The organism is Leifsonia sp. NPDC102414, from assembly GCF_044765685.1.
Taxonomy (GTDB): domain Bacteria; phylum Actinomycetota; class Actinomycetes; order Actinomycetales; family Microbacteriaceae; genus Leifsonia.
Map to the genome: position 1 here is coordinate 243,780 of NZ_JBIWKN010000004.1, position 20,697 is coordinate 264,476.

At 69.2% G+C, this 20,697-nt stretch carries 22 protein-coding genes; 15 read left to right on the forward strand and 7 right to left on the reverse strand.

Annotated elements, in window-relative coordinates; genetic code table 11:
- Positions 1–6: 6 nt before the first annotated feature.
- Entirely contained in the window at positions 7–2,049 is a 2,043-nt protein-coding gene (locus tag ACIRCZ_RS16550; RefSeq protein WP_402854911.1) for an acyltransferase family protein, read from the reverse strand.
- A 77-nt stretch (positions 2,050–2,126) separates the two neighbouring features.
- Between ACIRCZ_RS16550 and truA the strand changes: the two genes are divergently transcribed.
- A complete protein-coding gene (gene truA, locus ACIRCZ_RS16555) occupies positions 2,127–2,996 on the forward strand; it encodes a tRNA pseudouridine(38-40) synthase TruA (protein ID WP_055894834.1) in 870 nt (289 codons plus the stop codon).
- A gap of 7 nt (positions 2,997–3,003) precedes the next feature.
- Here truA and ACIRCZ_RS16560 read toward each other — a convergent pair whose 3' ends face one another.
- The gene (locus tag ACIRCZ_RS16560; RefSeq protein ID WP_402854914.1) at positions 3,004–3,666 is read right to left on the reverse strand and encodes a response regulator; all 663 of its coding nucleotides are present in this window, start codon (positions 3,664–3,666) and stop codon (positions 3,004–3,006) included.
- Positions 3,663–4,865 carry a sensor histidine kinase gene (locus ACIRCZ_RS16565; protein WP_402854916.1) on the reverse strand — a complete coding sequence of 401 codons (1,203 nt, stop codon included), beginning with the start codon at positions 4,863–4,865 and terminating at the stop codon, positions 3,663–3,665. Before ACIRCZ_RS16565 ends, ACIRCZ_RS16560 begins: the two co-directional genes overlap by 4 nt.
- A gap of 259 nt (positions 4,866–5,124) precedes the next feature.
- On the opposite strand from ACIRCZ_RS16565, the gene rplM reads away from it, so the two are divergent.
- Genes rplM through glmM form a run of 3 tightly spaced genes read left to right on the forward strand, consistent with a single transcriptional unit; the run spans position 5,125 to position 7,505 of the window.
- On the forward strand, positions 5,125–5,571 hold the full coding sequence (rplM, locus tag ACIRCZ_RS16570) for a 50S ribosomal protein L13 (RefSeq protein ID WP_055894840.1): 447 nt from the start codon (positions 5,125–5,127) through the stop codon (positions 5,569–5,571).
- Positions 5,572–5,618: 47 nt separating this feature from the next.
- Positions 5,619–6,116 carry a 30S ribosomal protein S9 gene (gene rpsI, locus ACIRCZ_RS16575; protein ID WP_055894843.1) on the forward strand — a complete coding sequence of 166 codons (498 nt, stop codon included), beginning with the start codon at positions 5,619–5,621 and terminating at the stop codon, positions 6,114–6,116.
- A 27-nt stretch (positions 6,117–6,143) separates the two neighbouring features.
- On the forward strand, positions 6,144–7,505 hold the full coding sequence (glmM, locus tag ACIRCZ_RS16580) for a phosphoglucosamine mutase (protein WP_402854919.1): 1,362 nt from the start codon (positions 6,144–6,146) through the stop codon (positions 7,503–7,505).
- On the opposite strand, the gene ACIRCZ_RS16585 is transcribed toward glmM, so the two are convergent.
- The 3 genes from ACIRCZ_RS16585 to coaA all read right to left on the reverse strand — a co-directional run bounded on the left by ACIRCZ_RS16585 (position 7,502) and on the right by coaA (position 9,181).
- A complete protein-coding gene (locus tag ACIRCZ_RS16585) occupies positions 7,502–7,807 on the reverse strand; it encodes a helix-turn-helix domain-containing protein (protein WP_402854921.1) in 306 nt (101 codons plus the stop codon). The two genes, glmM and ACIRCZ_RS16585, sit on opposite strands and share 4 nt — an antisense overlap.
- 17 nt (positions 7,808–7,824) lie before the next feature.
- Complete coding sequence (locus ACIRCZ_RS16590) at positions 7,825–8,133, reverse strand: helix-turn-helix domain-containing protein (protein WP_402854923.1); 309 nt, start codon at positions 8,131–8,133, stop codon at positions 7,825–7,827.
- An 82-nt stretch (positions 8,134–8,215) separates the two neighbouring features.
- Positions 8,216–9,181: a type I pantothenate kinase gene (coaA, locus tag ACIRCZ_RS16595; RefSeq protein WP_055894851.1), complete on the reverse strand. Its 966-nt coding sequence runs from the start codon at positions 9,179–9,181 to the stop codon at positions 8,216–8,218.
- A 43-nt stretch (positions 9,182–9,224) separates the two neighbouring features.
- Here coaA and glmS point away from each other — a divergent pair, with 43 nt between their 5' ends.
- The 8 genes from glmS to ACIRCZ_RS16635 all read left to right on the forward strand — a co-directional run bounded on the left by glmS (position 9,225) and on the right by ACIRCZ_RS16635 (position 16,227).
- Positions 9,225–11,075 carry a glutamine--fructose-6-phosphate transaminase (isomerizing) gene (gene glmS, locus ACIRCZ_RS16600; RefSeq protein ID WP_055894854.1) on the forward strand — a complete coding sequence of 617 codons (1,851 nt, stop codon included), beginning with the start codon at positions 9,225–9,227 and terminating at the stop codon, positions 11,073–11,075.
- 10 nt (positions 11,076–11,085) lie between these two features.
- Positions 11,086–11,442, forward strand: coding sequence for a holo-ACP synthase (locus tag ACIRCZ_RS16605; RefSeq protein ID WP_055894856.1), 357 nt, complete (start codon positions 11,086–11,088; stop codon positions 11,440–11,442).
- On the forward strand, positions 11,439–12,602 hold the full coding sequence (gene alr / locus ACIRCZ_RS16610) for an alanine racemase (protein ID WP_402854925.1): 1,164 nt from the start codon (positions 11,439–11,441) through the stop codon (positions 12,600–12,602). Before ACIRCZ_RS16605 ends, alr begins: the two co-directional genes overlap by 4 nt.
- Positions 12,599–13,150, forward strand: coding sequence for a tRNA (adenosine(37)-N6)-threonylcarbamoyltransferase complex ATPase subunit type 1 TsaE (tsaE, locus tag ACIRCZ_RS16615; RefSeq protein WP_055894859.1), 552 nt, complete (start codon positions 12,599–12,601; stop codon positions 13,148–13,150). The genes alr and tsaE overlap by 4 nt, the downstream gene beginning before the upstream one ends.
- Positions 13,151–13,159: 9 nt before the next feature.
- The gene (gene tsaB, locus ACIRCZ_RS16620; RefSeq protein WP_402854928.1) at positions 13,160–13,780 is read left to right on the forward strand and encodes a tRNA (adenosine(37)-N6)-threonylcarbamoyltransferase complex dimerization subunit type 1 TsaB; all 621 of its coding nucleotides are present in this window, start codon (positions 13,160–13,162) and stop codon (positions 13,778–13,780) included.
- Positions 13,777–14,283, forward strand: a complete 507-nt coding sequence (gene rimI / locus ACIRCZ_RS16625; RefSeq protein ID WP_402854930.1) for a ribosomal protein S18-alanine N-acetyltransferase — start codon at positions 13,777–13,779, stop codon at positions 14,281–14,283. Before tsaB ends, rimI begins: the two co-directional genes overlap by 4 nt.
- Positions 14,280–15,350, forward strand: a complete 1,071-nt coding sequence (gene tsaD / locus ACIRCZ_RS16630) for a tRNA (adenosine(37)-N6)-threonylcarbamoyltransferase complex transferase subunit TsaD (protein WP_402854932.1) — start codon at positions 14,280–14,282, stop codon at positions 15,348–15,350. The genes rimI and tsaD overlap by 4 nt, the downstream gene beginning before the upstream one ends.
- 217 nt (positions 15,351–15,567) lie before the next feature.
- Positions 15,568–16,227, forward strand: coding sequence for a DUF4190 domain-containing protein (locus tag ACIRCZ_RS16635; protein ID WP_402854934.1), 660 nt, complete (start codon positions 15,568–15,570; stop codon positions 16,225–16,227).
- Positions 16,228–16,303: 76 nt separating this feature from the next.
- Here the strand turns inward: ACIRCZ_RS16635 and ACIRCZ_RS16640 are convergent, their stop codons facing one another.
- Positions 16,304–17,494, reverse strand: coding sequence for an SAM-dependent methyltransferase (locus ACIRCZ_RS16640; protein WP_402855092.1), 1,191 nt, complete (start codon positions 17,492–17,494; stop codon positions 16,304–16,306).
- Positions 17,495–17,645: 151 nt separating this feature from the next.
- Here ACIRCZ_RS16640 and groES point away from each other — a divergent pair, with 151 nt between their 5' ends.
- The 3 genes from groES to guaB all read left to right on the forward strand — a co-directional run bounded on the left by groES (position 17,646) and on the right by guaB (position 20,591).
- The gene (gene groES / locus ACIRCZ_RS16645) at positions 17,646–17,942 is read left to right on the forward strand and encodes a co-chaperone GroES (protein WP_055894868.1); all 297 of its coding nucleotides are present in this window, start codon (positions 17,646–17,648) and stop codon (positions 17,940–17,942) included.
- 86 nt (positions 17,943–18,028) lie between these two features.
- On the forward strand, positions 18,029–19,000 hold the full coding sequence (rarD, locus tag ACIRCZ_RS16650) for an EamA family transporter RarD (protein ID WP_402854937.1): 972 nt from the start codon (positions 18,029–18,031) through the stop codon (positions 18,998–19,000).
- Positions 19,001–19,088: 88 nt separating this feature from the next.
- Positions 19,089–20,591 (forward strand): IMP dehydrogenase, encoded by a 1,503-nt coding sequence (guaB, locus tag ACIRCZ_RS16655; RefSeq protein WP_055894870.1) that lies wholly within the window; start codon positions 19,089–19,091, stop codon positions 20,589–20,591.
- Positions 20,592–20,697: the final 106 nt, after the last annotated feature.

Consider the following 20,697-nt stretch of genomic DNA (forward strand, 5'->3'; position numbering starts at 1 on the left):
CGTGGCTCACTGGGGGCGCGGGCCCGCCTTGTCCCACGGATCGGCGACGCGGACGGGGGAGTTGGCTGCCAGCTTCAGTAGTGCGTCCCTGAGTGCGTCCGCGTAGACGAGGCCACCGCGGTGGCCGGGGTGGATCTGGTCGTCGGCGAGAAGGTCGAGGTGGCCGGCGATGTCCTCTCGCCAGGGTGCGATCGCGACCTGCTTCGGGTGAGCGGCGGCGAAACCGGCGATGGTGGTGTTGACCCCGTCTGTCCAGGAGCGCGGCGCCTGCACGGTGACGAGGACGAGCTTCCTGCTCGGACCGATCGCGTCGGTGAGTGCGCCGAGGGTGTCCTCACCGATCGAGCCGTTCGTGCCGAGACCGACCAGCACGACGGGGCGGAGCTCGCCCGCAGCAGCAGCGGCGCGGACCAAGGCGGGTGCGGCGCTCATCTGGCGGGACACCACCGCGTCGATCCGGATGCCGGGGTAGCGCTCCTGCAGTGCCGGTGCAGATGCGAGCATCACCGAGTCGCCGAACGCCGAGATGTCGGCGCCGGTGGCGACAGGCTGCGGGTCGGGAGGGATGCGCAGGTGCGGACGGTCGTGAGGGACCGCCCCTCCCGCGTTCGGCCGCGCGCCGGGGCTTTGACCGCCGAGCGACGCTGCGCCGCTCTCGATGAGGCGCTGTGCTCCGGTGGCGGACGGCGCGACGATCATCGCGGCGACGGTCGCGACCGAGAGCAGCGCTGCCGCGCTCGCGACCGCGATGCCCCCAGCGCGTGCGGCGCGGGATGCGCGCATCCGGATGCGGGCGGCGGCGAGGACGCCGCGCATCCCGTGCCTGCGGATCGGCTGCTCCACCCAGCGGTAGGAGAGGAAGGCGGCGGCGGACGCGATGGCCAGGGCGCCAAACCCGACGATGGGCGCCATCACGGGGTCGTGCTCGTTCGGAACGACGGCGCAGACGAGCACGAAGACCGGCCAGTGCCAGAGGTACAGCCCGTACGAGCGCGCGCCGACGGCCTGGAGCGGACGCGCGTCGAGGACGCGGCCGAGCCGTGCGCCGGGCGCGACCGCCGCCCAGATCGCGAACGCGCTGAGGACGCTCACCAGCACCAGGCCGCCGCGGTAGGTGAAGGCCGCGTCGTCGCGCAGCAGCACACACGCCACGACCAACCCGGTGAAGGAGAGCGCGCCGAGCGGTGGCAGCCAGCGCCGGACGAACACCTGCATCGCCGTCTCGCCTGCATCGAGGTCGAGCGGCCTAGCGCGGGCGATCAGGATGGCGAGCGCTGCGCCGATCGCCAGCCCGAAGCTGTGGGTGTCAGAGCCGAAGTACACGCGGGTGGGGTCGCCCCCTGCCGGGTACTCGGCGAACATCGCGACGGCGGATGCCAAAGCGACGAGCGAGACCACCGCGAGCCGTGCCCACCACTGCCGCAGCAGCGCGATGGCCAGGATGACGAGCGGCCAGACGAGGTAGAACTGCTCCTCGACCGCCAGCGACCAGAGATTGCGGTACAGCTCAGGTGCATCCTGGGCGAAGTAGCTGCTGTCCGCAGCGATCGACAGCCAGTTGGCGCTGAACGTCGCCGCTCCGAGGATCTGCCTCGGCAGCCCGACGAGCACGTCGCCGCCCACGGCCAGTGCGACGGCGGAGCAGACGACGACGAGCACCACGATCGCTGGCACGAGGCGTCGCGCCCTTCGCACCCAGAAGCTGCGCAGGTCGATCCATCCTGTGCTGGAGCGTTCGCGCATCAGCAGACTGGTGATGAGGAACCCGCTCACCACGAAGAAGATGTCGACGCCGATGAAACCTCCGGGCAGGATGCCGGGGAACAGGTGGTAGACGAGCACGGCGGCGACGGCGAGAGCGCGCAGCCCGTCGAGGCCGGCGTAGCGGCGGGCCGCCCTGCCTGCGAACGGCGGGTGCCCGGCCGGCCGGACAGCGATGGCGGGACGGACGGTGAGCCGTTGGGGGGACGCCGGATGTTGTCGAACGGGATGCGGTTGGTGGATTCTGGTGGGCGCTGTGCTGGGGGAGGGAGAAGTCTGTGGAGTCATAGCGGGTCGGGGGATCGCGAAGGGACCACGATAGCAACGGCTCCTGACAGTGGTCGGCCCTTCCGTAGAATCGTGATGTGAACGACCTGGTGACGACCCGCTTCCGCCTCGACATTGCATACCAGGGCACCGAGTTCAACGGCTGGGCGCGCCAGCCGGGGCAGCGGACCGTGCAGGGCGAGCTGGAGTCGGCCCTCGCGACGATCTTCCGTCGGTACGGCGACGCGCCCATCCTGACCGTCGCCGGACGCACGGATGCCGGCGTCCACGCGACAGGGCAGGTCGCCCACGTGGACCTCACGGAACCGCAGGTCGCCGTCCTGCGCCGCCGCAGGGGTTCGCTGCCCGTCCTCCCCGCTGCCGAGGTGCTGGCGCGCAGGGTCAACGGGGTCCTCGGCCCCGTGCCCGACGTGATCGTTACGGCGGCGAGCATCGCGCCGGACGGCTTCGACGCGCGGTTCTCCGCGATCTGGCGGCGTTATGAATACCGCATCGCCGACACGGCATCCCTCCGCGACCCGCTGCAGCGGCACCGCACCGCCTGGGTCTCCTCCGCGCTCGACGTCGAGGCGATGGATGCGGCGGCGCTCGGCCTGCTCGGGCTCCACGACTTCGCGAGCTACTGCAAGCCCCGCGAGGGCGCGACGACCATCAGGACCCTGCAGAATTTCGGTTGGGGCCGGGACGACGACGGGGTGCTCGTGGCCGAGGTGAAGGCCGACGCCTTCTGCCACAGCATGGTGCGCTCGCTCGTCGGAGCGTGCGTCGGGGTCGGCAACGGCAAGCTGACACCGGAAGAGCTGGTGGCGCTGCGCGACGGGCAGCAGCGCACCAACGCGTTCGCGGTGATGCCCGCCCGCGGCCTGACGCTCCAGCAGGTCGGCTACCCGGACGATGTCGGGCTCGCGATCCGCGCGGAGCAGACCAGGGCGCGCCGGACGCTCTAGGCCGGGCTCAGCGCACCAGCCCGTTCTCGTAGGCGAACGCGACGAGCTGCACGCGCGAGGTGAGCGCCAGCTTCGCCAGGATGCTCCGCATGTGACTCTTCACCGTCGCCTCGCTGATGTATGCCGTCTGGCCGACCTCGGCGTTGCTGAGCCCGCGCGCCGCGAGGAGGAAGACCTCCTTTTCTCTGGCGGAGAGGTCGGCGATCGCGTCGGGCACGGGGGCACGCCGTTGCCCGCCGAACAACTCTGCGGTGTCTTTCGGGGCGATCACCGCGTGACCGGCGTCGACCGTGCGGATGGCGGCGAGCACGAACTCGGGCGTCGTGTCCTTCATGATGAACCCGGATGCGCCGGCCCGCACAGCGCGGGCGACGGCCTCGTCCCGCTGGAACGTCGTGAGCACGATGATCTTCGGGGCACTGTCCAGGCCGGCGCCGTCCCGCTGGACACCGGACAGGATGCGCTCGGTCGCCGCGATTCCGTCGAGCACGGGCATCCGCACATCCATCAGCACCACGTCAGGCCGTTCGCGCTCGACCAGGGCGACCGCCGCCTCCCCATCGTGCGCAGACCCCGCGAACGCGAGGTCGGGCTGCGACTCGATCAGCATGGCGAGGCCGGAGCAGAAGAGCACCTGGTCGTCGACGACGGCCACCCGGATCGCGCTCACGACGCCTGCCCGACGGCCGCGGTGGGGATGAACGCGGTGACGACGTATCCGCCTGGCACGTCGTCGTCGACCCCCGCGGTGAGCCAACCGCCCGCGAGCCGTGCCCGTTCGTGCATCCCGTACAGGCCGCGCGACTTCGTGGTCTGCGTCTCCCGCTCCCCTGGAGTGCCGCTGGAGGTCACCGCGATGGCGAGGCCCTGGCCGCGCCAGTCGAGCGAGACGCGGGCGGACGGCTCCGTCCCCGCGTGCTTGAGCGCGTTCGTCAGGCTCTCCTGCACGATCCGGTAGACGGCGAGCTCCTGCGCTCCGGTCAGCGGGTCGGCGTCTCCGAACTGCTTGAGCTCGACGGCGAGCCCTGCCGTCCGCATCCGTTCGACCAACTCGCCGACGTCGTCGACAGTCGGGGTGGAGTGGCCGATGGGGTCGGCGACAAGAGTCTGGATGAGCATCCGCACCTCCGTGAGCGAGGTGCGGGCGGACGCGGCGATGTTCTCCAGCGACTCGGAGACCGCCTCTGGGCGGGCCGGAGCGACGAACCGCGCGCCGTCCGCCTGGGCGATGATGACGGACAGCGAGTGCGCCATGATGTCGTGCACGTCCTGGGCGATCCTGTCGCGCTCCTGTGAGACGAGCAGGTCGACCTCTGCGCTGCGCAGCTCGTCGGTGGTCTGGGCGAGGAGCGCTTCGCTGCGCAGCTTCTGCTGCCAGGCGCGGCCGAAGAAGCCGAGCAGCCAGGCGCAGACGAATGCAAGGAGCGAGGTGGCGAGAACGAAAAGGCTGTCGAGAGTGATCGGTCCACCGGCGAAGGGTGTGGAAACCGCCAGTGCGATCGCGAATGCGAATGACAAAGCCCGCCACCTGCTCGGGATGAACGCGCTGACGCCGATCACCACCAGGAGGAAACCGACCGCCATCGGCCAGTCCGTCGATCCGTATCCCGCCCCGAAGGCCGCCGCGGGAACGAGCAATTGACCGACTGCCACGACGATGGAGACGCCCATTGCGATCATCGGCCAGATCCGGCAGATCGCGATGGCGAAGGAGAGGCCGAGGAGCGCAGCCCACCATGGCAGGGTGTAGCGGAGCGTTCCTGCGACGAGCTGGTGCCGCCCGACCTCGGCGAACGCCCAGAACAGGAAGAACGCGATCGCGATCACGGGCTCGATGGAGCGCTGAGCGACGGGGAATAGCTTGACCATGCGCATCACGCTATGGTGCTGACGGAGCAGGCGCATCGCATTCGCCCGGTTTTCAACCCTGGGGCTGAGTGCTTCCCGCCCGCGGTTTGACCGGCATCCCGCCTGTCGCGTACTATTGATCTTTGGTGTCCGCGCCTCTGCGGTGCGACACACGAACGTGAGCCCTCCGAAGGGCAGGTTCCCTCCTCATCCAGGAGTGGAACAGCCAGGGAGTGGGATTCACGAACACCTCCGTTCGATACAGAAAGCAGCCACTACTGTGACGCGCACTTACACCCCGAAGGCAGACGAGATCCAGCGCGACTGGGTCATCATCGACGCGACTGACGTCGTGCTCGGCCGTCTCGCCAGCCACACCGCCGCTCTCCTCCGTGGAAAGCACAAGGCGACGTTCGCCCCCCACATGGACTCCGGCGACTTCGTCATCATCGTCAACGCGGACAAGGTCGCCCTCACCGGCGCCAAGGCTGCGCAGAAGAAGGCGTACCGCCACTCCGGTTACCCGGGCGGCCTCACGGCTGTCACCTACGCCGAGCTCCTCGAGAAGAACCCGATCCGCGCTGTGGAGAAGGCTGTCCGTGGAATGCTCCCCAAGAACTCGATCGGCCGCGCCCAGCTCCGCAAGCTGAAGGTCTACACGGGAAGCGAGCACCCGCACGCCGCCCAGCAGCCGAAGCCGTACACCCTCGGCCAGGTCGCTCAGTAAGCGACCGACAGACCTTTCAGACTCAGAGATAAAGGATTATCACCATCGTGGCGAAGATCGCAGACAGCATCGAGTCGGCCCAGGCCGACAACGTCGAGTCCTACTCGACCGAGACCCCGGCCTCCGAGGCCCCCCAGGCGCAGCGTCCCGTCCTCACCGTTCCCGGTGCGGCCGTCGGCCGTCGCAAGCAGGCCATCGCCCGCGCGCGCCTCGTTCCCGGCTCCGGCAGCATCACGGTCAACGGCCGTGAGTTCGCCGACTACTTCCCGAACAAGCTGCACCAGCAGCTGATCACCGACCCGTTCAAGGTCCTCGACCTCATCGGCGGCTACGACGTCATCGCACGCATCACCGGTGGTGGCCCCTCCGGCCAGGCCGGCGCGCTGCGCCTGGCGATCGCTCGTGCCCTCAACGAGATCGACCGCGAGAACAACCGTGCCACCCTCAAGAAGGCAGGCTTCCTCACTCGTGACGCTCGCGTCATCGAGCGCAAGAAGGCCGGTCTCAAGAAGGCCCGCAAGGCGTCGCAGTTCTCCAAGCGCTAAGCGTCGACAGCGCTTAGGCTTCGGTTCATGCCACGCCTCTTCGGAACCGACGGAGTCCGCGGACTCGCGAACGGTAGTCTCACCGCCGACCTCGCGCTCGGCCTTGCTCAGGCAGCTGCTGCTGTCCTGACGCAAGGCCGCAGCGCGGAGGCGCGGCGTGCCGCGGGCAAGCGCCCGTCGGCGATCGTCGCCCGTGACCCTCGTGTCTCGGGCGAGTTCATTTCTGCGGCCGTATCCGCCGGGCTCGCCAGCTCCGGCATCGACGTGTACGACGCCGGGGTCATCCCGACGCCGGCGGCCGCGTTCCTGATCGCGGACTTCGACGCCGACTTCGGCGTGATGGTCTCCGCATCGCACAACCCGGCGCCGGACAACGGCATCAAGATCTTCGCCCGTGGCGGCACCAAGCTGCCCGACATCGTGGAGAACAGGATCGAGGAGCACCTCTCCCTCGAGAAGCTGGCTCCGACCGGCGCGGCCGTCGGGCGCATCCGTCGCTTCGCCGACGCGGAGGACCGCTACGTCCTGCACCTGCTGGCGAGCCTGCCGCACCGCCTCGACGGCATCCACGTCGTCCTCGACTGCGCCCACGGTGCAGCCGCCGGCGTCTCTCCTGAGGTGTTCACGGATGCGGGCGCCCGCGTCACCGTCATCGGCGACTCGCCGGACGGGATGAACATCAACGACGGGGTGGGCTCGACGCACCTCGACAACCTCGCCGCCGCCGTTCTGGCGGCGGGCGCGGACGTCGGCATCGCGCACGACGGCGACGCCGACCGCTGCCTCGCGATCGACGCGAACGGCAAGGTGGTCGACGGCGACCAGATCATGGCGATCCTGGCGGTCGGCATGAAGCAGCGCGGCAAGCTCCGCGACGACACGCTCGTCGCCACGGTGATGAGCAACCTCGGGCTGAAGCTCGCGATGCGCGACCACGGCATCCGGGTGGTCGAGACGGCGGTCGGCGACCGCTACGTGCTCGAGGAGATGAACCAGAACGACTACTCCCTCGGTGGAGAGCAGTCCGGGCACGTCATCATGCGCGAGTTCGCCACGACCGGCGACGGCATCCTGACCGGCCTGCACCTGCTCAGCGAGATGGCGCGCCAGGGCAAGACCCTCGCGGAGCTCGCCCAGGTGATGACCGTGTACCCGCAGGTGATGGTGAACGTCAAGAACGTCGACCACCACGCTGTTCACACGGACGACGGCCTCAAGGCGGCCGTGCAGACGGCGGAAGCGACGCTCGGCGACACCGGCCGCGTCCTCCTGCGCCCGTCCGGCACGGAGCCGCTGGTGCGCGTGATGGTCGAGGCGGCGGACATCCACACGGCAGAGCGCCTCGCCGAGGAGCTCGCGACCGTCGTGCGCGATCGGCTGTCGCTCTAGCGGTTTCTGCGGCCGCGGGCTTCGATGAAGTCCGCGGCCGTGAACACGCGCTCCGACGGCGGAAGCATGTCCGTGCCGCTCAGTCCGGCGGTGAGGGCGCCCAGGTCTGTGCCGAGCACGGTGGACACCTGCACGAGCGTCTCCAGGGTCGGATTGCTCTGGCCGCGCTCGAGCTTGCCGTAGTTCGCGACGTCCATCCCCGCGAGGTGCGCGATGTCCGCCTGCGGAAGGCCGAGAGTGATCCTGGCATCCCTGATGCGGTCGCCGAGGATCGCTGCGGCGTTCGAACGCTGTGTCGGCACGATGTCTCCCGGTCGGCTCAGCGGCCGCCCGCCGCCTTCCTGGATGCGATGAAATCGGCGACCGTGTACGACCGTGTGCGCTTCGGCAGCAGTTCGTCGCCGTAGAGGCCTTTGAGCAGGTCGCCCGGATCGACGTTCAGCGCTGTCGCCAGACGCACGATCGTGTGGAGCTCGGCGTTGGCCTCCCCGCGCTCGATCCGTCCGTAGTTGGTCGAGTGCATGTCGGCGAGGTGCGCTGCGTCCTCTTGTGAGAGGCCGAGGGCGATCCTGGCCGCGCGCACGCGCTCGCCGAACAGCTCGGCGGCGCGAGAGTGTGGAGCGGCCATACCTCATGATGGAATAACGCGCGCTTTAGATAACAGAGCGCGAAAACCCCGGTGATGCACGCCTGGGGGATCTATGCCCTGATCAGAGCTTCCGCAGGAGCACGGAGCTCACCGTGTGATCGGCGCCCTTCCGCAGCACCAGCTTGGCGCGGGAGCGCGTCGGCCGGATGTTCTGGGTGAGGTTCGGCTCGTTGATCGACTCCCAGATGCTGGATGCGCGCGCTCTGGCCTGCTCCTCCGTCAGCTCGGCGAAGCGGTGGAAGTACGACTTGGGGTTGGTGAACGCCCCGCGCTGCAGCTTGAGGAAGCGCTCCTGGTACCAGTGCGCGATGTCGCGGGTGCGCGCATCCACGTAGACGGAGAAGTCGAACAGGTCGCTGACGGCGAGACGGTTCCCCCCGCCGGCAGGCTGGAGCACGTTGAGCCCTTCGACGATGAGGACGTCCGGCCGCCGGACCACGATCTCGGCGTCCGGCACGATGTCGTAGCTGAGGTGCGAGTAGAACGGCGCGCGCACCTCGGCCGCGCCGCTCTTGACGGCCGTGACGAAGCGCAGGAGGGCCTTGCGGTCGTACGACTCGGGGAAGCCCTTCCTGTCCATCAGGCCGCGACGCTCCAGCTCCGCGTTCGGCAGCAGGAACCCATCGGTGGTGACGAGCTCGACGCGGGGTGTGTCGTCCCACCGGGACAGCAGCTCCCGCATCAGGCGCGCGATGGTCGACTTGCCGACGGCGACGGAACCGGCGACGCCGATCACGAACGGTGTGCTCGCGGCGCGCTCGCCGAGGAACTGGCTGGTCACCCTGTGCAGCTGCTTCGCGCCGCCGACGTAGAGGTTCAGCAGGCGGCTGAGCGGCAGGTAGACCTCTTCGACCTCGCGCATGTCGAGAGGATCGCCGAGGCCCCGGAGCTGCACGATCTCGGTCTCCTTGAGCGGAAGCCGCGTGCTCTGCGCGAGGTCGGCCCAGTCGGCTCTGCTCAGCTCGACGAACGGGGACGAGTCGCCGTTGCCTGTGGATACGCCCTGTGCTGCGCCGTTCACCGCCATAGGCGACAAGTCTAGGGTGTCGCGCCAGGCTAAAATCGGCAGCATGTGTGGAATCGTGGGGTACGTCGGTACCGACAAGAGTGTTGAGGTCCTGCTCGGCGGCCTGAAGCGGCTGGAGTACCGCGGGTACGACTCGGCCGGTATCGCCGTGATCGGCCCGGACGGCCAGCTCGGCACGGCGAAGAAGGCGGGCAAGCTGTCCGCGCTCGCCGGTGAGCTGGAGGCGCACCCCATCCCGAACGGCGGAACGGGCATCGGCCACACCCGCTGGGCGACCCACGGCGGACCGACCGACCGCAACGCCCACCCGCACCTCGGAGACGACGGCAAGCTCGCCGTCATCCACAACGGCATCATCGAGAACTTCGCCACCCTGCGCGACGAACTGCTCGCGGACGGCTTCACCTTCGAGTCGGAGACGGATACCGAGGTCGCCGCCGTGCTCCTCGGCCGCGAGTACCGCACGACGGGCGATCTGAACGAGGCGTTCCAGCGCGTCGTCTCCCGCCTCGAGGGCGCGTTCACGCTGCTCGCACTGCACAAGGACCAGCCGCACGTCGTCGTCGGCGCGCGCCGCAACTCGCCGCTGGTGATCGGCCTCGGCGACGGCGAGAACTTCCTCGGCTCCGACGTCGCAGCGTTCGTCGAGCACACCCGCAACGCGCTGGCCATCGGCCAGGACCAGATCGTCACCATCACCCCGGATGCGGTCACCGTCACCGACTTCTCCGGCGCCCCGGTCGAGGTGGAGCCGTTCGAGATCGCCTGGGACGCCTCCGCCGCAGAGAAGGGCGGCTGGTCGTCGTTCATGGCCAAGGAGATCGCCGAGGAGCCAGACGCGGTCGCGAACACCCTGCGCGGCCGCATCGTCGACGGCACGGTGCACATCCCGGAGCTGGACGTGCTGGGCGACGACAAGCTCTCGACCATTGACCGCATCACGATCATCGCCTGCGGCACCGCGGCCTACGCGGGCCTGGTGGGCAGCTACGCCATCGAGAAGTGGGCGCGCGTGCCCGTCACGGTCGAGTTGAGCCACGAGTTCCGTTACCGCGAGCCCGTCATCACCGACAACACCCTCGTCATCTCGATCAGCCAGTCCGGCGAGACGATGGATACCCTGATGGCCGTCAAGTACGCCCGCGAGGCAGGCGCGACCGCCATCTCCGTGTGCAACACGCAGGGCGCGACCATCCCGCGCGAATCGGACGCCGCGCTGTACACGCACGCCGGCCCAGAGGTCGCCGTCGCGTCGACCAAGGCCTTCGTCGCGCAGATCACCGCTCTCTACCTGTTCGGCCTGCACCTGGCGCGCGTGCGCGGCACGCTGTCCGAAACGCAGCAGCACGACGCCATCGACGAGCTGCAGGCCGTTCCGGAGAAGATCGCCTCCGTGCTCGAATCGCACGAGACGATCGCGCAGCTCGCCAGGTGGATGTCCGACACCCGCTCCGTGCTCTTCCTCGGCCGCCACGTCGGTTACCCGATCGCCCTGGAGGGTGCGCTGAAGCTCAAGGAACTGGCGTACATCCACGCGGAGGGCTTCGCGGCCGGTGAGCTGAAGCACGGCCCGATCGCACTGATCGAGCCCGGCCAGCCGGTCTTCGTCGTCGTTCCCAGCCCGCGCTGGTCGGACGAGATGCACAAGAAGGTCGTCTCGAACATCCAGGAGATCCGCGCCCGCGGCGCCCGCGTCATCGCGATCGCGGAGGAGGGCGACGCCGCCGTGCTGCCGTTCGCCGACGAGGTCATCCGCATCCCGCTCGCCGCTCCGCTGTTCGAGCCGCTGCTCGCCGTGGTGCCGCTGCAGATCTTCGCCATGGAGCTCTCCGCGGCCAAGGGTCTCGACGTGGACCAGCCGCGCAACCTGGCCAAGTCCGTCACCGTCGAGTGACGGAGGGGCCGTGATCGCCGGGATCGGGGTCGACGTCGTCGACCTGGAACGCTTCGCCCGCTCGCTCGAGCGGACGCCGCGCCTGCGGGAACGGCTCTTCACCGACGCGGAGCGCGGCCTGCCTGTGCACTCGCTGGCGGCGCGCTTCGCGGCCAAGGAAGCGCTCATCAAGGCGCTCGGCGGCTCGGAGGGCGTGCGCTGGCACGACATGGAGATCGTCGCGGACGACGAGCGCAACCCTGGCTTCGTGCTCCACAACGTGATCGAAAGGGACGTGCGCGAGCGGGGGATCGCGCACATCCATGTGACCATGACGCACGACGCAGGGGTGGCGACGGCGTTCGTGGTGACGGAGAGGGACAGTTGACCATCGCTCACGAGACCGAGGAGCGCGCGGACTTCCGCGAGGCCGTGATCGACCTGGGGGCGCTTGCGGCGAACGTCGCGCATCTCCGCGAGGTGGTCGGCACCGAGCACGTGATGGCGGTCGTCAAGGCGAACGCGTACGGCCACGGCGCCGTCGAGTGCGCGCGGGCGGCGCTCGCCGGGGGAGCGGACTGGCTCGGCGTCGCCGACCTCACCGAGGCGATGCAGCTGAGGGACGCCGGGATCGAGGCGCCGCTGCTGGCCTGGCTGCACGACCCGGATGCGGACTTCGCCCCCGCCATCGCCGCCGGCGTCGACATCGGGGTGTCCTCGATCGCGCAGCTCGACGCTGTCGCGGCCGCGCGGCGCGCCCTGGTGGAGCGCGGAGTCCTGCACGGGCAGGCGTTCGTGCAGCTGAAGCTGGAGACGGGCCTCAGCCGCAACGGCATCTCCGAGCCGCAGTGGGATGCGGCGTTCGCCCGTGCCCGCGAGCTGGAGCACGCGGGTGACATCGTCGTGCGCGGCGTCTTCAGTCACGTCTCGAACGCGTCGCCGGAGGACGACCGCGCCGCCGTCGCCGTCTACACCAGGGGTCTCGACCGTGCTGCGGCTGCGGGACTGCGACCAGAGCTGCGTCACCTGGCCGCGTCCGCCGCGGCGCTGACCATCCCGGATACGCGATTCAACCTGGTGCGCCTGGGCATCACCATCTACGGCCTGTCGCCGCTCGCCGGCCGGTCGAGCGCCGACTTGGGGCTGCGTCCGGTGATGACCCTGCGCGGCAGCGTCGCTGCCGTGCGCCGCGTGCCGGCTGGCACCGGCGTCTCCTACGACTACACCTATCGCACGTCAGGCGACACGACCCTGGCGCTCGTGCCGCTCGGCTACGCGGAGGGCATCCCTCGCCACGCCTCCAACACCGCCCCCGTTGCGATCGCAGGTGGCACGTTCCGCGTCTGCGGCCGCATCGCCATGGACCAGTTCGTGGTGGACGTCGACGACCATCCCGTGCAGGTCGGCGACGAGGTCGTCCTCTTCGGAGACCCTGCCACGGGCGTCCCGTCCGCGGACGACTGGGCGGAGGCCGCGGGCACCATCAACTACGAGATCGTGACGCGCATCGGCGCCAGAGTGCGCCGCCGCTACGTGGGGATGCCGTGACCGGCTACGTCTGGCCGCCGGTGACCAGGGTCGTGCCGACCGCTGCGGACATGCACACCTTCGGCGTCGAGCTGGCGGCCATCCTGCGCGCGGGCGACCTGGTGGTACTGAGCGGCCCGCTCGGCGCAGGCAAGACCACGATGACCCGCGGCATCGGCGACGGCCTGCAGGTGCGCGGCCCGGTGACGAGCCCCACCTTCGTGCTCGCCAGAACGCATCCGAGCGTCGTCGGCGGACCGCCGCTGGTGCACGTGGATGCATACCGCCTCGGCAGCGCGCTGGAGCTGGACGACCTCGACATCGACTTCGCCCGCTCCGTCGTGGTGGTGGAGTGGGGCGCGGGGATGCTCGACGGCGTGACGGAGTCGTGGCTCGAGGTGCAGATCGCGCGGCCCACGGGCGCCGCGGACGTGGCGGGAGACTCCGCGAGCGACGGCGAGGACGACACGGACGACGACGCCGAGCTGGACGCCGACGAGCCGCGCACCGTCACGGTGAACGGGTACGGCCCCCGCTGGGCCTCCGGCTCGTCGCCGGAACCCGTTTAGGCTTGATCCATGCTTCTCGCCATCGACACCTCCGCCGGAACGAGTGTGGCCGTGGTCGATCGTGACCGCGGGGTCATCGCCGAGCGCACGGAGGCCGACACCATGCGGCACGCCGAGGTCATCGGCGAGCTGATCGAGGCGGTGCTGGCCGAGTCCGGCGTTCCCGTGAGCGCGCTGTCCGGCGTCGTCGCAGGCATGGGACCCGGCCCGTTCACCGGGCTGCGCGTCGGCATCGCGGCGGCCAAGGCGTTCGCCTTCGGCGCTGGGAAGCCGCTCGTGCCCGTCGTCAGCCACGACGCCGTCGCGTTCGAGCGCTACCGCGCGCGAACACTGGGTGAGCTGCTGGTGGTGACGGATGCCCGCCGCAAGGAGCTGTACTGGTCCGCGTACTCCGGGGTGGACGAGCACGGCATCCCGGTGCGTCTGGACGGCCCTGGACTGACGAAGCCGGACGACCTGCCGCACGCAGGGATGACCCGGTTCGACGCATCCACTGTCTCGGCCGGCGCGCTCGGGATGATCGCCGAGCTGCGCTACGCGAACGGGCTGTCGTTCGACGCCGACGAGCCGCTCTACCTGCGGTCGCCGGACGTCACGCTCTCCTCCGGCCCCAAGCGGGTGAGCGCGTGACCGCCTGGCAGCTCCGGCGCGCCACCGACGACGATGTGGATGCGATCATGCAGCTCGAACGCGCCACCTTCGTCTCCGATGCGTGGTCGGAGCACTCGATGCGCTCCGAGGTGGCGAGCGCGAACGGGTACTACCTCGTCGCGTTCGAGCCTGAGCATCCGGAGCGGATCGACGGTTACGCCGGACTGCTGGCGCCGGAGGGTGCAGGCGAGGGCGACATCCAGACCATCGCCGTCGCCCCGCACGCCCGCCGCAGGGGGCTCGGCCGCGTGCTGATGCTGTCGCTGATCGGCGAGGCGCGCAAGCGAGGGGCGCGTGAGGTGTTCCTCGAAGTGCGCGCGGACAACCCGGGGGCGCAGACCCTGTACCGCGAGCTCGGCTTCGAGGAGATCGGCGTGCGTCCCCGCTACTACCAGCCGGACGGCGTCGACGCGATCGTGATGCGGCTCGCCGTTCCGGCCCCGCAGACGACGATCGCCACGACCACAGAGACGACGGCATGAACAGAGAGAACCCCCTCGTCCTCGGCATCGAGACCTCCTGCGACGAGACCGGCATCGGCATCGTCAGGGGGACGACCCTCCTCGCCAACACCATCGCATCGTCGATGGACGAGCACGCGCGCTACGGCGGCGTCGTTCCTGAGGTCGCAGCGCGTGCCCACCTGGAGGCGCTGACGCCGACGCTGCGCACAGCGGTCGCCGACGCCGGCATCGACCTGGCCGACGTCGACGCAGTCGCCGTCACTAGCGGGCCGGGGCTTTCCGGCGCGCTGATGGTCGGCGTCGGTGCGGCGAAAGCGCTCGCCCTGTCGCTCGGCAAGCCGCTGTACGCGGTGAACCACCTGGTCGGCCACGTCGGAGCCGACCTCCTCGACGCCCACGGCGGAGAGGGTCACCCCGTCGAGCTGCCGACGATCGCGCTCCTCGTCTCCGGCGGCCACACCTCGCTGCTGCTCGTCCGCGACCTGGTGACCGACGTCGAGTTGCTCGGCGAGACCATCGACGACGCGGCGGGCGAAGCGTTCGACAAGGTGGCGCGCGTCCTCGGGCTGCCGTATCCCGGCGGGCCGCAGATCGACAGGGTCGCCGTCGACGGAGACCCGAAGGCCATCCGGTTCCCCCGCGGCCTGACCAAGCCGAAAGACCTGGAGCACCACAGGTACGACTTCTCCTTCTCCGGGCTCAAGACCGCGGTCGCGCGCTGGGTCGAGCAGCGGCAGGATGCGGGAGAGCCCGTGCCCGTCGCCGATGTCGCCGCCTCGTTCCGCGAGGCCGTCGTGGATGTGCTGATCACCAAGGCGCTCGCCGCCTGCGCCGACCACGGCGTCCCTCGGCTGCTGCTCGGCGGAGGAGTGGTCGCGAACGCGCGGGTTCGGCAGGTGGCTCAGGAGCGGGCGACGGCCGCGGGGGTCGAGCTGCGCATCCCCGCCCTGTCGCTGTGCACGGACAACGGGGCGATGATCGCCGCTCTGGGCGCTCAGTTGATCATGGCCGGTCACGAGCCGAGCACCCTCGGCTTCTCGGCGGACTCGACCCTCCCTGTCACCGAGATCCAGGTCATGCGCTGACCTGCGGGGGCGCGGATACGACCGAGGTATCGCGCGGCCGCCGGACCGAGTGGTACTGCGGTCCCCATTCCTGTGCGGACGCTCACGGTGGCGCATCCCGATCGGTATGGTGGTTCGAGGGGGCGCCGATGGGGGACTGTCGTTGACACCCCTGTGCACGCGCTGCCAGCATTGGCTGCGTTACAGGAATTTCTCAGGATTGAAGGAGATGGGTCTCATGACCGATCCGAACGTGCCGGCGGAGCCGGTGGACCCCAACGCACAGAGCGGCGACGTGCCGACCGGAGAGGCGCAGACCGGCGCGGTTCCTCCCGTCCCGCCCGAGGCGCCGGCAGCGCCCGTGCCCCCGGCGGCGCCCGTTCCGCCCGCGGGCTACGGCCAGCAGCCGCAGGCACCGAGCCAGCCGTACGGTCAGCAGCAGCCGTACGGGCAGCAGCAGCCGTATGGCCAGCAGCAGCCGTATGGCCAGCAGCCGTACGGGCAGCAGCAGCCCTATGGCCAGCAGCAGCCGTACGGCCAGCAGCAGCCATACGGCCAGCCCGCATACGGCCAGCCCGCATACGGCCAGCCTGCCCCCGGATACGCGCAGCCGTACGCGGCGCCCGCCAAGTCCCCGACGCTGAGCATCCTGTCGATGGTCGGCGGCATCATCGGCGTCGTGCTCGGCTGGGTCTACGGCATCGGCTTCCCGTTCGGCGTCGCCGCGATCATCCTCGGCTTCATCGGCAAGAGGAAGGAACCGGCCGCGAAGGGCTTCTGGCTCACCGGCATCATCACCGGATTCGTCAGTGTGCTGTTCTCTGTGATCATCTGGGTGGTCATCATCATCTTCATCATCGCCGTGAGCGCGAGCAGCAACTACTACAGCGGATACTGATCCTCCGGCTGTCCGATGGGCCGGGATGCGCGCGAGCGTGTCCCGGCCCATCGTCGTCTCCGGCCAGTCGATCGGGTCAGTGGATGCGTTCCACCAGCATCGCCGTGTGCTTGCCTGCCACGCGCGTGAGCAGCAAGGTCGCGGACGCCGAGCCGCTCAGGGAGAGGCGCTTGCGGAGCGTGGCAGGGTCGACATCCACGCCCCGCTTCTTGATCTCCAGGGTGCCGATGCCGCGCTCGCGGAGGGCGCGCTTCAGGTCGCGTTCGTTGAACGGCAGCGTCTCGATCACGCGGAAAGCCGTGGCGAACGGTGTGGTGGAGAGGGTGTCCGAGGTGATGTACGCGATGCCGTCCGCGAGCATCCGGCCGTCGACGCTGCGCGCGAGGTCGCCGATCAGCCTGGCGCGGATTACGGCGCCGTCCGGTTCGTAGAGGTAGTCGCCGAGCCCGCCGGTCGCCTCGTCGTCGCTGTCAGCGCGCGCGGTGAGCTCGTTGGCCTCGTCGCCTCTGATTACCAGGGCGGCGCGGCCGACGCCAGGGCGCGCGAGCACACCGAACCAGAGGCCCATCTCGACCACCTGGCCGTCCACCGAGACCCACTGGGCTTCAGCGGAGGAGGGGATGAGGTCGCGGTCGAGGCCGGGTCCGAGCTTGACGCCGACGGACCGTCCCGTCGCCAGCTCGAAGGCGAAGCCGAGGGATGGGGAGTACTCGTCCGGGTCGGTGAGACGGGAGGTCTGGCCGTGCCCTGCCGTTCGCCTGGCCGGGTCGAGGAAGACGCCGTCGAACGAGCGCAGGTCGACGTCCTCCGCCTTCCTGTGCTCCACCGTCGTGCGGGGGAACGGGGCGAGGTTGTAGCTGGCGATCGCGGCGGTGACCTCGTCGGCGTCGACGGCGAGAACCTCGATGTCGAGCGCGGAGATGGCGAGCGCATCGCCCCCGATGCCGCAGCCGAGGTCGGCGACGCGCTCGAGCCCCGCCGACTGGAAGCGTCCGGCGTGCCGGGCGGCGACCGGCAGCCTGGTCGCCTGTTCGAGCCCGGCCTCTGTGAAGAGCATCCGCTCGGCGAAGTCGCCGAACTTGGCCGTGGCCTTCGAGCGGAGCTTGGCCTGGGTGAGCACGGCGGCGACCAGCCCGGGGGAGTGGCCTGCCTTGCGCAGGTCGCTGACCATCCGGAGCACGTCGCGCTCCGAGTGGTACGGCGGAAGCGAATCGAGCAGCCGCAGCCCCTCGGTGGAGAGCAGCTCGACGAGTTCCGACCGGTCCATGCGACTCACGCTACCTCCTCCGCGTCACCCTCTTGGCACTCACGTTGCGTGACTGCTAACGCACCCTCTAAACTCGTGTTAGCACTCTCACTATGAGGCTGCTAACTCACGTCTTTGTTCACGCCTGTGTTTGTAGGAAAGAGGGTCAACCGTGTCGGTCTCCATCAAGCCGCTCGAGGATCGCATCGTCATCAAGCAGGTCGAGGCTGAGCAGACCACTGCATCTGGTCTGGTCATCCCCGACACTGCCAAGGAGAAGCCGCAGGAGGGCGAAGTCGTCGCCGTCGGCCCCGGCCGCATCGACGACAACGGCAACCGCGTTCCGCTCGACGTCGCCGTCGGCGACAAGGTGATCTACTCCAAGTACGGCGGAACCGAGGTCAAGTTCGGTGGAGAGGACTACCTCGTCCTCTCCGCTCGCGACGTTCTGGCCGTCGTCGTCCGCTGACGACAGGCTGTTCGAAGGCCCGGATGCGCACGCGCATCCGGGCCTTCGTCGTTCTCCGTGTCCCTCGTCGCGCGTAGGATCACTCCGTGCCCCAGAGCGAAACATCACAGAGCGAGCCCGTCACCGCCAAGCCCCTGTCCGAACACCGTCGCTCCGGTCTCGTCTACGCCATCTCCGCGTACGTCCTCTGGGGCATCCTGCCCATCTACTTCCTGTCGCTCGTGCCGGCGAGCGCGTGGGAGATCGTCGCGTGGCGGGTGCTGTTCTCGCTGGTCTTCTGCGCCATCCTGCTCACGGTCACCAGGAAATGGCGCGCGTTCGGCTCCCTGCTGCTGAACAAGCGGGTCGTCTTCACCATGGGCGTCGCTGGAGCGCTGATCTACGTCAACTGGCAGACCTATGTGCTCGCGACGGTCAGCGGCCATGTCGTCGAGGCGGCGCTCGGGTACTTCATCAACCCGATCGTGACGGTCTTCCTCGGCGTGCTCGTGCAGCGCGAGAAGCTGCGGGTCGCGCAGTGGGTGGCGGTCGGCGTGAGCGTGATCGCGGTGGTCGTCCTGGCGATCGGCTACGGCTCGATGCCGTGGATCGCGCTCATCCTGGCCTTCTCGTTCGGACTGTACGGCCTCATCAAGAAGCGCGTCGGTGGGGCAGTGGATGCGGTCTCCGGGCTGACCCTGGAGACCATGTGGCTGACCCCCGTCGCCATCGTACAGCTCGTCGTGGTCGGGGCGACGGTCGGCGTCACGCTCGGCACGGTCAGCGTCTGGCACACGATCGCGCTGGTCGGTACCGGCGTCATCACCGCCGTGCCTCTCCTCTTCTTCGCCGCTGCCTCGCGGAGGCTGCCGCTGGTCTACATGGGGTTCATCCAGTACTTCGCCCCGTTCATCCAGTTCCTGGTCGGCGTGGTGGTGCTGCACGAGGCCATGCCGCCAGAGCGCTGGTTCGGTTTCGCCATCGTGTGGTTCGCACTGCTCATCCTGTGCGTCGACATGATCGTCGCCAGCCGCTCCGGCCGGAAAGCTGCGGAACTCGACGTCGCGACCGTGGAATAAACCACCAGGGTTCTGCCGTTACGATTGATTATCCGCAGGCGCTGGTGGCGGCGGACTTCTTCCAACTCCGCAACGACTAAGGGGTGAAATGGATCAGTCGGATCCGTTCGGTTTCATCGGTTTGACCTACGACGACGTGATGCTCCTTCCCGGGTACACGGACGTCATCCCGAGTGAGGTCGACACCTCCTCGCGGCTCACCAAGCGCATCTCGGTCTCCGCTCCGCTCCTCTCGAGCGCGATGGACACCGTCACAGAGTCCCGCATGGCCGTCGCCATGGCGCGGCAGGGCGGCATCGGCATCCTGCACCGCAACCTCTCGATCGAAGACCAGGCGGCGCACGTCGACAAGGTCAAGCGGTCCGAGTCGGGCATGATCACCAATCCCGTCACCACCACCCCGGACGCCACCGTAGAAGAAGTGGATGCGCTCTGCGGCCAGTTCCGCGTCAGCGGCCTCCCCGTGGTCGAGGCGGACGGCACCCTCGTCGGCATCATCACCAACCGCGACATGCGCTTCGTGTCGCCGTTCGAGCGCACCACCACCTATGTGCGCGACGTGATGACCAGGATGCCCCTGATCACCGCTCCTGTCGGCATCGACCCGGACTCCGCGGTCGCCATCTTCGCCGAGCACAAGATCGAGAAGCTCCCCCTGGTCGACGCCGACGGTCGCCTGCGCGGGCTCATCACGGTCAAGGACTTCGACAAGAGCGAGAAGTACCCGAACGCCACAAAGGACGACGAGGGCCGGCTGCGCGTCGGCGCAGCGATCGGCTTCTTCGGCGACGGCTGGGAGCGTGCGATGACCCTCATCGACGCCGGCGTCGACGTCATCGTGGTCGACACGGCCAACGGAGAGAGCCGCGGCGTGCTCGACATCATCAGCAGGCTGAAGCACGAGCCGCGCGCCAAGCACGTCGACGTGATCGGCGGCCAGGCCGCCACCCGCTCCGGCGCTCAGGCACTCATCGACGCCGGCGCTGACGCGATCAAGGTCGGCGTCGGACCCGGCTCCATCTGCACCACCCGCGTCGTCGCCGGTGTCGGTGTTCCGCAGGTGACCGCGGTCTACGAGTCCTCGCTCGCCGCGCGCCCGGCCGGGGTGCCGCTGATCGCCGACGGCGGTCTGCAGTACTCGGGCGACATCGCGAAGGCGCTCGTGGCCGGTGCGGACACCGTGATGCTCGGCTCGCTGCTCGCCGGAACCTCGGAGTCGCCGGGAGACCTGGTCTTCGTCAACGGCAAGCAGTTCAAGAACTACCGCGGCATGGGCTCGCTCGGTGCGATGCAGACCCGCGGCAAGAAGACCTCGTACTCCCGCGACCGCTACTTCCAGGCGGACGTTCCGAGCGACGAGCAGCTCATCGCCGAGGGCATCGAGGGTCAGGTGCCGTACCGCGGCCCGCTGTCGGCCGTCGCATACCAGCTGCTCGGCGGCCTGCGTCAGTCGATGTTCTACGTCGGCGCCCGCACCATCCCCGAGCTCAAGGAGCGCGGCAAGTTCGTGCGCATCACCCCCGCAGGGCTCAAGGAGTCGCACCCGCACGACATCCAGATGGTCGTGGAGTCGCCGAACTACACACGCTGAGCTCGGCTACGCCGGGTCACTCCGCTGAACGAAACCGCCGTCCCCTCCCCGTGGGCGGCGGTTTCGTCTATTCTGGAAGGCTTTGTCCGCATCCAGATCAGGAGTT

Coding starts and splice junctions, on each gene's coding strand:
- tsaB (WP_402854928.1), top strand. CDS start 13,160: ATGCTTCTCGCCATCGACACCTCCGCCGGAACGAGTGTGGCCGTGGTC.
- glmS (WP_055894854.1), top strand. CDS start 9,225: ATGTGTGGAATCGTGGGGTACGTCGGTACCGACAAGAGTGTTGAGGTC.
- tsaD (WP_402854932.1), top strand. CDS start 14,280: ATGAACAGAGAGAACCCCCTCGTCCTCGGCATCGAGACCTCCTGCGAC.
- coaA (WP_055894851.1), bottom strand. CDS start 9,181: ATGGCGGTGAACGGCGCAGCACAGGGCGTATCCACAGGCAACGGCGAC.
- guaB (WP_055894870.1), top strand. CDS start 19,089: ATGGATCAGTCGGATCCGTTCGGTTTCATCGGTTTGACCTACGACGAC.
- ACIRCZ_RS16565 (WP_402854916.1), bottom strand. CDS start 4,865: ATGGTCAAGCTATTCCCCGTCGCTCAGCGCTCCATCGAGCCCGTGATC.
- ACIRCZ_RS16635 (WP_402854934.1), top strand. CDS start 15,568: ATGACCGATCCGAACGTGCCGGCGGAGCCGGTGGACCCCAACGCACAG.
- ACIRCZ_RS16640 (WP_402855092.1), bottom strand. CDS start 17,494: ATGGACCGGTCGGAACTCGTCGAGCTGCTCTCCACCGAGGGGCTGCGG.
- ACIRCZ_RS16590 (WP_402854923.1), bottom strand. CDS start 8,133: ATGGCCGCTCCACACTCTCGCGCCGCCGAGCTGTTCGGCGAGCGCGTG.
- glmM (WP_402854919.1), top strand. CDS start 6,144: ATGCCACGCCTCTTCGGAACCGACGGAGTCCGCGGACTCGCGAACGGT.
- ACIRCZ_RS16550 (WP_402854911.1), bottom strand. CDS start 2,049: ATGACTCCACAGACTTCTCCCTCCCCCAGCACAGCGCCCACCAGAATC.